The organism is Corallococcus caeni (assembly GCF_036245865.1).
Lineage (GTDB): Bacteria > Myxococcota > Myxococcia > Myxococcales > Myxococcaceae > Corallococcus > Corallococcus caeni.
Window position 1 is genome coordinate 1 of record NZ_BTTW01000023.1, and the last position, 10790, is coordinate 10790.

Annotated in this window: 10 protein-coding genes and 1 pseudogene; 6 read left to right on the forward strand and 5 right to left on the reverse strand. The window is 64.8% G+C overall.

Going from position 1 to position 10790, the window contains the following annotated elements:
- The coding region (locus AABA78_RS38645; protein ID WP_338270555.1) for an RHS repeat domain-containing protein at nt 1-878 on the forward strand (878 nt) is incomplete at its 5' end.
- Between the two features lie 128 nt (nt 879-1006).
- Nucleotides 1007-1426 carry a hypothetical protein gene (locus AABA78_RS38650; RefSeq protein ID WP_338270556.1) on the forward strand — a complete coding sequence of 140 codons (420 nt, stop codon included), beginning with the start codon at nt 1007-1009 and terminating at the stop codon, nt 1424-1426.
- Between the two features lie 85 nt (nt 1427-1511).
- On the opposite strand, the gene AABA78_RS38655 is transcribed toward AABA78_RS38650, so the two are convergent.
- The 3 genes from AABA78_RS38655 to AABA78_RS38665 are packed head-to-tail and all read right to left on the reverse strand — an operon-like array spanning nt 1512 to nt 4920.
- Nucleotides 1512-3779, reverse strand: coding sequence for a xanthine dehydrogenase family protein molybdopterin-binding subunit (locus AABA78_RS38655; protein WP_338270558.1), 2268 nt, complete (start codon nt 3777-3779; stop codon nt 1512-1514).
- A gap of 11 nt (nt 3780-3790) precedes the next feature.
- A complete protein-coding gene (locus tag AABA78_RS38660) occupies nt 3791-4252 on the reverse strand; it encodes a (2Fe-2S)-binding protein (protein WP_120523719.1) in 462 nt (153 codons plus the stop codon).
- On the reverse strand, nt 4249-4920 hold the full coding sequence (locus AABA78_RS38665; RefSeq protein WP_370469511.1) for an Isoquinoline 1-oxidoreductase subunit: 672 nt from the start codon (nt 4918-4920) through the stop codon (nt 4249-4251). Before AABA78_RS38665 ends, AABA78_RS38660 begins: the two co-directional genes overlap by 4 nt.
- A 351-nt stretch (nt 4921-5271) precedes the next feature.
- Between AABA78_RS38665 and AABA78_RS38670 the strand changes: the two genes are divergently transcribed.
- A complete protein-coding gene (locus AABA78_RS38670; protein ID WP_171412389.1) occupies nt 5272-5637 on the forward strand; it encodes a hypothetical protein in 366 nt (121 codons plus the stop codon).
- A gap of 1 nt (nt 5638) precedes the next feature.
- Here AABA78_RS38670 and AABA78_RS38675 read toward each other — a convergent pair whose 3' ends face one another.
- Complete coding sequence (locus AABA78_RS38675) at nt 5639-6349, reverse strand: siderophore-interacting protein (RefSeq protein ID WP_338270561.1); 711 nt, start codon at nt 6347-6349, stop codon at nt 5639-5641.
- 109 nt (nt 6350-6458) lie between these two features.
- Between AABA78_RS38675 and AABA78_RS38680 the strand changes: the two genes are divergently transcribed.
- Nucleotides 6459-7217 (forward strand): DUF6600 domain-containing protein, encoded by a 759-nt coding sequence (locus AABA78_RS38680; protein WP_338270563.1) that lies wholly within the window; start codon nt 6459-6461, stop codon nt 7215-7217.
- Between the two features lie 242 nt (nt 7218-7459).
- Here the strand turns inward: AABA78_RS38680 and AABA78_RS38685 are convergent.
- Nucleotides 7460-7896: pseudogene (locus AABA78_RS38685) on the reverse strand (transposase); the annotation flags it as partial.
- A 675-nt stretch (nt 7897-8571) separates the two neighbouring features.
- Here AABA78_RS38685 and AABA78_RS38690 point away from each other — a divergent pair.
- Both AABA78_RS38690 and AABA78_RS39205 read left to right on the forward strand, forming a co-directional pair.
- The gene (locus AABA78_RS38690) at nt 8572-9438 is read left to right on the forward strand and encodes a hypothetical protein (RefSeq protein WP_338270564.1); all 867 of its coding nucleotides are present in this window, start codon (nt 8572-8574) and stop codon (nt 9436-9438) included.
- A 320-nt stretch (nt 9439-9758) separates the two neighbouring features.
- A complete protein-coding gene (locus tag AABA78_RS39205; RefSeq protein ID WP_353545292.1) occupies nt 9759-10421 on the forward strand; it encodes a trypsin-like serine peptidase in 663 nt (220 codons plus the stop codon).
- The last annotated feature ends 369 nt before the right edge of the window (nt 10422-10790 follow it).

The window sequence follows — 10790 nt, forward strand, 5'->3', positions numbered from 1 at the left end:
CCTGGGTGACTCCCGGCGCCTCCGGTGTCCGCGCCGCCATCCTCAACTCCGGCCTCGCCTACTGCACCGGGGGCGCCACCTGCAACGACCTCTACTGCGTCCCCTCCTGCAACTGCACCACCACCGGCTTCCCCCACGACTCCAAGCAGGAGAAGGGCGCCGTCATCTCCGCCTACGAGTACCGCCGCTTCCAGACGGGCGCCTCCCCCTTCTGGACGCCCCTTCGCTTCCCCGGCCAGTACCACGACGCCGAAACCGACCTCTTCGAGAACTGGAACCGCTTCTACGACCCGACGACAGGCAACTTCCTTCAGCCAGATCCAATGCTCTATTCGCCACTGGCCATGGAGAAGCGCTTTGCGAACAGCAGGCCTCCACTTGCCTACTCCTACGCCAGTCAGGACCCGATCACGAGCGTCGATACCGATGGCAACTACGACGTCAAGGCTCCCGACAGCAAACAGTGCAAGGCCATCGCCACGGAAGACGAATGCAAGAAGCGGGCAGCCAGCATCAAGGACTCGTGTCTTCGCGATTGCGTCATTGCGGCATGCGACAAGGGCAGCGTGTATTGCGACGGTGACAAGCGGGCCGGCTGCAACATGAAGGGCAAGCCGAATGTTCTCGGCTACGTGCCTCGGATTGGCACGTGCTCAGACCCTGGCGAAAAAATCGTCATGTGGTGCGACCGTGAGAAGCATCATCTGAAGTCGCCGAACTTCTTCGACCGATGCAGGATTGACGCTCTCGTTCACGAATTCGCACATGCCTGTGGGTTCGTGCACACCGACGACCCCGGCGTAACGCCTGAACAGAAGCGATTCGCGCAAGGCGTTCCCGGCCCCGATGGTAAGCTTCAGGGATGCGAGGTTCGATAGAATCCAAGCGCCGATGCACTTTTCCACTGGTGCAGCATGCCATCCTGACTATCGGAGCATGCTGCACCATGGGCTGCGCTCGGCTGCAGCCGGAGTTGGTCCTTCCGTCGGTTCCTCCTGCGGTTTGGATGGATCAGGTCAGCTACGATGGCTTTCAACTGACCGGACGCATTCTCATCGAAGGACGGAGCAATACTTTTGTCGACCGACGGCTCAATGACGAGACCATTGCACTGACTCGTGTCCGAACTTGCAGTGACGAAGCCGCTCTGCCTGTCGCACACGTCGACTATCTATGGAAAGCACGTGACCCCACCGACGTGATCACACTGCGGCCGAGTGAGTTCTTCGGCAAGGAAGAGTCTTTCCTTCTCTTCACGCAAGAGGTGGATCCACAAGGGGGGCCCGACTGCATCCGGTTCACTTTGAATTGGGCCCATCCTGGGATGGAAGGCGGCCAGCGAGTCTGGTTGAGCACATTTGAAGGCAAGGCGGTACGGAGCGTGGGAAACGCCGCCGGAGCAGCGCGGCCGGCCGGTTCCGAATAGCATCAGATCGCTCGCTTCAGTCCGATGCGCGACGGCGTTCGCCTCCTCATCATGAGTGCTGCTGCCGTGAAGGCGGAGCTTCCGCTCACACCTTCACGGTCTTCACCAACGGCAGCTCGCGCACGCGGGTCCCCGTGAGCGCGAACACGGCGTTGGCCAGGGCCGGGGCCACGGGCGGCACTCCGGGCTCTCCAATGCCTCCCGGGCGGCCGTCGCTGGGGATGATGTCCACGTGGATCTTCCTCGGCGTCTCCGCGATGCGCGCCAGACGGTAGTCGCGGAAGTTGCTCTCCACCGTGGCGCCGTCCTTCATCGTGATGGCGCCGTAGAGCCCCAGGCTCAGGCCGAACACCACCGCGCCCTCCATCTGCGCCCGGACGCGCTCCATGTTCACGATGGTGCCCGCGTCCGCGACGATCCACGCCTCGTCCACCCGGATGCGCTCGTCCGCGTCCTTCACCACCGACACCACCACCGCCACGTACGTCAGGAAGCTGCGGTGCGCCGCGAGCCCCAGCGCCCTGCCCTGCTGCTTGCGCTCGTCCCAACGCGACAGACCCGTCACTCGCTCAATCACACGCCTGAGCCGCGCCGTGTCCACCGGGTGCTCTTCAATCGGCTGGCCGTAGTTCGGCACCTTCGCCACGCCCAGGTCCTTCGGCGTCACGATGCGCGACGGCCCCAGCACCTCCAGCAGCGTGTCGCGCGGATCCGTGCCGCGCTCGTGCGCCAGCTCGTCGATGAAGCTCTGCACCGCGAACGCGTGGTAGATGTTCGCCACGGAGCGCAGCCAGCCGATGCGCGTGTGCGCCCGCGCCTCGCAGTTCTCCATCCGGATGTCCGGGATGGCCAGCGGCAGGTCCAGGATGCCCTGCCCCATCTCCCCGTCTCCGGCGAACGTCGCGTCCGCGAACGTGGAGCCGATGGGCGGGAACGCGATGCGCTGGTGCCACGCCACCACCTTGCCGTTCGCGTCCAGGCCCGCCTCCAGCCGCTGCGCGCTCGTGGAGTGGTAGTAGTCGTGGCGCACGTCATCCTCACGCGTCCACTGCAGGCGCACCGGCGCGCCCACCGCCTTCGCGACGAGCGCCGCCTCCACCACGTAGTCCGGCTTCGACTTGCGGCCGAACCCGCCGCCCAGCAGCGTCACGTGCACCGTCACCTTCGACGGGTCCAGGCCCAGCGCCTTCGCCACCTCGCTGCGCGCGGCCTGCGGGTTCTGCGTCGTGGCCCACACCTCGCAGGTGCCGTTCTCCACCTTCGCCACCGCCGCTGGCGGCTCCATGGGCGCGTGCGCCAGGTGCGGCGTGTTGTACGTGGCCTGCACCCGCTTCGCCGCCTTCGCCAGCGCGCCCTCCGCGTCGCCGACGTTGCGCACCACCTTGCCCGGCTTGCCAATCACCTCCAGCAGCTGCTCGCGGTACGCCGCCGAGTCGTAGACGACGTTGTCCCCGCCCTCCCACGTCACGTCCAGCACCGCGCGGCCCTTCATCGCCGCCCAGGTGTTGTCCGCCACCACCGCCACGCCGCCCAGCGGCTGGAACAGGAAGGGCTTCTTCGCCGCGGGCAGCTCCACCACCTGCCGCACGCCCGGCACCGCCAGCGTCTTCGCCGCGTCGTAGCGGGCCACCCGGCCTCCCGCCACGGGCGGACGTGCGATGACCGCCGTGCGCATCCCCGGCAGCACCACGTCCGCGCCGAACACCGCCCGGCCCGTCACGATGTCCGGCCCGTCCAAGAGCGGCAGCTCCTTGCCCAGGTTCTTGAGCTCGCTGCGCGGCCGCAGCGTCACGGCCTCCTTCTTCGGGACCTTGAGCTTCGCCGCGTCGCTGGCCAGCTCGCCGAACCTGAGCGTCCGCTGCGTGCCCTTGTGGAACACCGCGTGGTCGCGCGCCTCGCACTCCGTGGGCGCCACCTTCCAACGCTTCGCCGCCACCGCGACCAGCATCGTGCGCGCCGTCGCGCCCGCGTAGCGCAGGTCGTCGAAGATCTTCCGCACGCTGCTGGAGCCGTCCGTGTTCTGGTCGCCGTAGGCCTCGTCGCCGTCGCCCTGGACCACCTTCACGTGGGCCATGTCCGCGCCCAGCTCGTCCGCGATGAGCACCGGCAGCGAGCTGCGCACGCCCTGCCCCATCTCCGAGCGGTGACAGACGATGGTCACCACGCCGTCCGGCGCCACGTGCACGAAGACGTTGGCGCGGAGCCCTTCCGTGGGCACCGCGGGCAGGGACGTGGGCATGGGCGCGGCGTGCGCCCTGTTGGGCAGCACCACCTCCAGCCCCAGGCCCCCGGCCACGAGGCCCATTCCCGCGAGCACCGAGCGGCGCGACAGACGGATGCGGATGTCTTGCATGGTGGGGGTCCTCACTCCGTCGGCAGTCCCGCCGCCTTCTTCACGGCGGTGCGGATGCGCGTGTACGTCCCGCAGCGGCAGAGGTTGCCCGCCAGGGATTGATCGATCTCCGCGTCGGTGGGCTTCGGCTTCTTCGCCAGCAGCGCCGCCGCCGTCATGATCTGCCCCGCCTGACAGAAGCCACACTGCGGCACCGCCAGGTCCACCCAGGCCTTCTGCAGCGGGTGCGAGCCATCCGGCGACAGCCCTTCAATGGTCATCACCTCGCGGCCCTCCGCGCGGCGCACCGGCGTCACGCACGAGCGCACCGCCGCGCCGTCGATGTGCACCACGCACGCCCCGCAGAGCGCCTGGCCGCAGCCGTACTTCGTCCCGGTCAACGTCAGCACGTCGCGCAGCGCCCAGAGCAGCGGCATCTCCGGATCCACGTCGAGCACATGCTCGGTTCCATTCACTCGCAGACGGATGCTCACGGTCGGCTCTCCTCGCGCGGGCACTCCGCGCCGTCCTTCACCCACGCGGCCATCAAGGCCCCGAACCCGGCCTGCGTTCCCGGCGCCGGCACCCGGTCCGCGCCCGGCTTCCAGCCCCAGCCCACCAGTTCGTCATGCGCGGAGTGCTCAATCAGCTCCGCCAGGCTCCTGCCGCCGTTGCGCGACGGGTCCTTCAGCTGTTCGCACAGCGAGCGCGGCGTGCGCCCCTCCCAGAACATCACCTTGGGCGCCAGGTGCCACTTGGGCGCTCCGGGGACCCGCGCCAGCTGCGCGTTGCGGTCCTGGTGACAGGAGGTGCACTCCAGGCCGGGCACGCCCTGGTCCTCGGGGCCCCGGGCCACCGGCGGATCATGAACCTGGCTCTTCTCCCCCTGCAGGGGGCTGTCACCCACGGGATGGCAGTTGACGCAGCGCGGATGCAGCATCACCCGGCTCGCCTCCAGGAACAGCGCCCGCGAGCGCTCCTTCTTGTCGCCGATGCTCGCGAAGGCCTCCGGCGTCCGGAGCGCTTGCGGATTCTCGGGCGGCGGCACCGCGGCGACATGCATCGCACGGCCTCCACATCCCGCGCCGAACAGGAGCGATAGCGACAACCCCGCCGCACCCGCGCCCAGCACGGCTCCCAGTGCTTTCGAGCGAAGACTCATCGTGCCCCGTCCATCCCTTCAGCCAGAGGTCGCCCGGCCTCATGCGCGGCGCCACCAGACCGGACGGTGCATGATGCCCGGATCCAGCCCTTCGCGAGCGTGTCAAAAAGCCCAATGGCCTGTGAAGGATTTCTTCACAACGGTTCGGCCCGGGAGTGCACGGCGCCGTCACGCGGCGTGGGGGACGGCGGCCTTCATGAAGGCTTCCGTGCCTCGGTGACACGGGCCGCTGGCGCGTTTGACGGAATGTCCTTATGGGGCCCCCGGGGCTTCGTGCAAGTGCGCGGAATCGCGTGCGCGAGGGGTTGGAACGCCGTGTGTATTGGGAAGCGCGCAAGGAGATAGCCCGCCATGCGCCAGAGCCCCGCGTCGTCCGTGTTCTCCCTCACCCGCCTCTTCGTCGAGCAGTGTGCCCGCTGGAGGCTGCGCGAGGAGGTCATCGCGTTCATCCTCGAGTTCGGCACTCCCGCCCGCGCGTGCGGTGCCACCCACCTCACCGTGCACGAGCGCGACCTGCCCGTGGCCCTTCGCGAGTCGTCACTGGCCCGGCAGGCGCGCGGGTGGATCCTCATCCTCAATGACGAGGACCGGCTCCTCACCTGCTACCGCCGCCAGGACGCCTCGCGGTTCCTGCGGCAGAAGTCCAAGCGTCGCCCCGCGGGCGTCACCCGGGACCGCGACGACTTCCTGCGCGGCCTCCAGTTCGCTCCGGCCTGAATCAGTCCAGCCCCGCCTTGCCCACCGCCCAGTAGGCCTTCACCCTGGGCGTGGTGCGTTCGCCGTCGCCGCGCAGCCGTGAGCGCAGGGCCTGGATGGACTGCGCCCGGCCCGTCATCACCAGCGTCGCGCCGGGCTTCTCGCGCAGGGCTTCGCGCAGCCGCTCATGGACCTGCGCCAGGTGCGCGTCCCCTGGGGTGCGCTCCACGTCCTGGCCCTCGAAGCCGAACTCGCGCAGCGCGGGCGCGCAGTCCTCCCTGCGCGTGACCTCGAAGAGCGGCGTGACGTCCCGCTTCGCTCCGGTCCGCAACGCGTGCGCCACCGCGAAGGACGTCTCGTCACCGAAGAGGACCACCGGCGCGTCACCGGCCTCCAGCGCCACCGAGCGCCGGGGCCCGAAGAACTGGACCGTGTCCCCCGCGCGCACGTCGCGGCCCCACTTCGCTCCCGGGCTGTCGCCGTGCAGGTACACCAGGAAGGCCGTGGCGCCGCGCGCTTCGTCCCACGACAGCGGCGTGTACGTGCGCATGCCCAGCCCTGGCAGGAACACCTGCACCTTGTCGCCAGGGGTCCAGCCCTGCCCCCGCAGCGCCGGCCCTTCACAGTCAATCTGGCGAAAGGCGCGCGACACCTCGCGCACCTGCGCCACCCGGGCGTCGGTGAAGAGGAAGCGGCCCAGCATGCTCCCCAGCATGGCCTTCGCGGATGCCATTGGAACCTCCGTTCAGGCGTTCATACGCCCCCCTTGCGGTGCTGGCTCGTGAAGTTGCGTGAAGTCATCCGCACCTTCCAGGGCAGAACCCCCACGAAAGGAACCGGACATGGCCCCCTGGCGCCTCCGGGTGCGCTGGTTTCGGACCGGCGGCGTGACCGTCTTCGCCATCCTGTCAGCCAGCGGCTGCGCGCTGGGCCCGGCGGATGAATTCGGGCCACAGGTGACGTCGAGCTCGACGCCCCTGGACAACCCCATGTCCCAGTTCCGGGAGGTGCTGGCTCCCTACGGCACCTGGATGAACCTGCCGGACGTCGGCTGGGTCTGGCACCCGGATCCGAACGTCGTCGGCGCGGACTTCGTCCCCTACACCACCGGTGGCCGGTGGGTGTCCAGCGATTGGGGATGGACCTTCGAGAGTGATTGGGATTGGGGCCAGGCGCCCTTCCACTATGGCCGGTGGTTCACCGAGCCGTCGGCGGGTTGGGTGTGGTGGCCCGACAGTGAGTGGGCGCCGGCCTGGGTGGATTGGCGATGGGGGGATGGCCTCGTTGGCTGGCAGCCCCTCGCGCCGCCGGGCATCAGCACCGGGTTGAGCTGGACCTTCGTGGGTGCGAACGACTTCGTGCGGCCGGACGTGGGCACGCATCGCCTCCCGGACTCGCGGGTCCAGGAGCTGATGCGCCAGACGCAGCCCGTGGGCGAGCACGTGGTGGCCCGCGAGGGATACTGGAACCGGGGGCCGGAGCCGAAGGAGGTCGCGCGTGTCACCGGCCAGGAGGTTCCGCGCGCGAAGCCGATGACGCCGCCCACGGGCCAACCTCCGCGTGCGCAGGCCGCGAGCCCGGAAGGCGTCCAGGCGCCGTGAGTCCGCGGCGTCGGAGCGTCCAGCGGGCCAACACGCTAGATCCTCACACCGCCGCCGGTGACAGGGCCGCGGTCCTCGTGAAAAAGTTGACCAGGAGAGCGGCCGCCATGCGCCGTACCCTCGCATTACTCGCAGCCTCAGCCTAGCAAAACTGGTCGGCGCCGACTACGTGGGCTGGTCATCGATGTCAACGGAGAGGGGGCCTTGGAGAGCTTGAAAGTCTCCCTGCGGCCACGAGGCCGTGGGAGACGCCGCGAGCCTGTCAGCAGGCTGCGATTGGTGCCCCGCTTCGCTCTGTCGGTGGGATTGGGTCCAGTTTTCCCCCGGCCAGCGGCGCTTTGCCCTGGGTGCCATCCAGTGGCCACTGCCAATCAAACTTCGCCAAGCCGTCATAGGCCAGGGGCCCCTGACGCCAGAACTCACGGAAGACGCCCGCAGCTAACCATTCCCAGAAGCGTCGGTAGGCCGAGGATGAATCGCACAGGCCCGTGGCCTTCAACGCGCCCCACTGTATCCCCGTGCGCAGCACCAGGAGAATTCAATCCAGGGCCTGCCGGTCGGGCACATTCGGGTTATGGCACCCCAGTGGGTGCCCTGAACGGGCCGGAAGCAGCGGCTCGATGCGGCGCCACAGCTCGTCCGGCACCCGACAGCCGTCATCCCTCTTCACTACCCCCATGGCGTGTCCTCCTACCTCTTCAACCCGGCAGGCGGCCGACCTTCTTTCCTACCGAAATAAGCCCTCAGAGAGCCAAGCCAGACTGTGCATCCCATGACCAACCGACATACTCGCTTCCCTAGCCCAAAAACACTTCCCCAGCGGACAGAGCAAAGGCGGACCGCAAACTTCTTTCATAAAGTCGCACGGTCCATCACCGAACGTGTCCGCGATGGCCAGCAACACGCATGACGCCACCCTCACCCCATGCCTGAACCGAGAACACACACTCAACACAATCAAGATTTCGAGCCGCGATGTTCCTCAACAAGAAATCCCAAATCCCACCTCTCCTTCAGGCACCAACGAGTGCCGCACCTACTCAACACAATACCCACACTGCATACCCATGCGCCTAAACCAATTGGCGACATAAACACAGGCATCAATCGTGTGCCGCCATGGAAAAATCAACCACACAGCCTTTGCGTCCGCGACAAGGGACAGTGTCTAATTCGGCTACTTCATCCGCGACTGCACCGTCGCGCTCCGCCCCCGCCACGACATTTGCTTTGAGCCGCAAGGACTCCCGCGCAGCTGAATAGCACCACAATCCGGACACGTGGGATTGAAACCCACATGTCACCTAGGAGACCATTGCTTAGCCGACCTGAGTAAACCTTGGGAGGGGGGCAAATGCATAGCAATTTGAGACTCTGGATCCTGTTCTGCTTGCTGACTGGACTAGCTGGACCTTCCGCAAACGCTCAACTGCTACCACCGCCAAAAGCCGACGCCATTGACCCAGGTGGACCCGAAAGCTTAAGCGACGGCAACAAAAAGCCAAACAGCGGCTACCGTTATTTCCTTCCAATTAAAACTAGACAGGAAGCCGCTTCATTTTACGACACTGACCAGCTCTCAACCCTAAGAAACATCGTTGTATCTGGCTGGTCGGACAGGGGGTCGATTTATGCCGAAGTGCTTGCTGATCGACTTGGAGTTTTGAGAGTCAGCCTGGGCAGCACGATTGCTGCTGGAAAAGAAGACCCTTCAAATGCTCCAGATGGAGGGGAAACCATCAACAACACAGGAACAACAGGGAACACGAAAGACCTTCAGCGTTTTTTTGGAGGTGGAGGCAATGCAGTCCTGTCCGCAGCTCTTCCCCTTGTCTTTGCTAAACTGGGCTCAGGACAAAGCGACCACCTCATTCTTTATGCGCTTCCCAAGGCGGCAATAGATACGCCCTATATTGGCACAGACTCAAACCAGTTCGCCATCAACTCTGATCTGGGGGTCGAAATCCATGGCTCGTATGGTTCAGAGAAAAGCGTTTTCTCATTTTTTGGCCAAGCACGGGCTGGATGGGTTGTTGGCAATCGGACATTTTCAGACAACGGTTTTGGAAGGCAGGGATTCTGGTTCGGCCAGTGGATCGCAGGCGTCTCAATACGAGACACGATCAGGTTCTCGTTTCAAGGCGTTCTACTGGGCCCCAAAGCCATTCGAAACCAATTCGGACCTGTCACCCTGGCCGTGTCAATGGTCAACTCAAAATGACAAATTCAAAAACCGTCACTGCGCTACCATTTCTGCTTCTCGGCATTGCACTCATTGAGACGTTACCCGCGCGGGCCGACGAATCCACTCCCCGGGAAACGGGACTAAAACTCAGTGCTCGCGACGGGACTTATTCTCCTGTCACGGAAACAACTGCAGAGGCCACATACACGTCAGTCAAGCGCACAATGGAGCACTCCCTGTATGGCACAGTTGTAAGAGAAGAGCGACCTATTGGCGAGAACAATCTACAACGTGTAAAGCCTGGCTTCAACGAACGATATCGTCCCGTCCTTGACGCCATTGGACACATCATGCCCATGGGCTGCACTGGCACACATCTTGGGGGCGGCATTGTCTTGACTGCCCAGCACTGTTTGTCGAGAACCCCCGGCACGATGAAAGAAGGCATGTGCGATGACGTAGAGGTCGAATGGGGGTATCGATTTGGCGTGATGCCATACTTAACATCGCGCTGCATCAAGGTTGTTGACGGCGAATACAGCAAAGATCGTGATTACGCATTTATACTTGTACAACCCGCCCCTCCGGCGACTGTTGAAGTGGAGACGGGGCAGCGCCCTATGAAAGAGAGGCGCCTTACAATTTTCGGCCATCCTCAAGGTCGTCCGCTTGAGTGGTCAGGCACTTGCGTTCTTCACTTGGGGACAGAGGGGAAATTCTTATCCCAATACTTCTTCTCTCACCAGTGCGACACCGAGCCAGGCAGCAGCGGAAGTGCGGTTTTAGATGATGAGACATTGCGCATTGTGGGTGTTCACGACGGGGGAGAGATCTTCGACACACGAAACGGTAAGCCATGGGGATGGAATTATGCGACCTACCTAGTTGACACCCCCGTACGATCCGTTCTGCCTGGAGCGCGACCGCAGGAGACTGTTCCGGAAGGCTTACCACCATCCTCGCCAGCAATTGAAGGAGTAGGTGCTGGCATTCCCAGGCAAGGCATCAACAATCCTTAGCCTATTGCTCGACAAGCACGTTCGTCGAGTCATAGTTCTCTCTTGGCCGGGAAAGCTGCGCATCGTACGGATATTTCTTATTAGGCAACTGACGTTCGTTCGGCTTCCCTGTCTAAACGACCGCTCATGAATCTCGAACGGCTCGGAGAGTAGGCAGGCGCAGGCAGAGGGAGGAAGGGCAGGAGCTCGCTTCGTTCGGCCTTGTGTGCGCAAGAACCGGATGAAGAAGCGAGCCCTGCCTCATTCACGCCTCGGCTGATTGAGTCGGGCTCCAGAGTGAGCCGAGAAGACTGAGCACTGCTTGGGGCCGGGCGCGGTAGTAGCCCAGCCCCGAGCGCAGAGCATTCTGAAGCTCGGTCATCTCGTCGA

Coding starts and splice junctions, on each gene's coding strand:
- AABA78_RS38675 (WP_338270561.1), bottom strand. CDS start 6,349: ATGGCATCCGCGAAGGCCATGCTGGGGAGCATGCTGGGCCGCTTCCTC.
- AABA78_RS38680 (WP_338270563.1), top strand. CDS start 6,459: ATGGCCCCCTGGCGCCTCCGGGTGCGCTGGTTTCGGACCGGCGGCGTG.
- AABA78_RS39205 (WP_353545292.1), top strand. CDS start 9,759: ATGGGCTGCACTGGCACACATCTTGGGGGCGGCATTGTCTTGACTGCC.
- AABA78_RS38655 (WP_338270558.1), bottom strand. CDS start 3,779: ATGCAAGACATCCGCATCCGTCTGTCGCGCCGCTCGGTGCTCGCGGGA.
- AABA78_RS38670 (WP_171412389.1), top strand. CDS start 5,272: ATGCGCCAGAGCCCCGCGTCGTCCGTGTTCTCCCTCACCCGCCTCTTC.
- AABA78_RS38665 (WP_370469511.1), bottom strand. CDS start 4,920: ATGAGTCTTCGCTCGAAAGCACTGGGAGCCGTGCTGGGCGCGGGTGCG.
- AABA78_RS38650 (WP_338270556.1), top strand. CDS start 1,007: ATGGATCAGGTCAGCTACGATGGCTTTCAACTGACCGGACGCATTCTC.
- AABA78_RS38690 (WP_338270564.1), top strand. CDS start 8,572: ATGCATAGCAATTTGAGACTCTGGATCCTGTTCTGCTTGCTGACTGGA.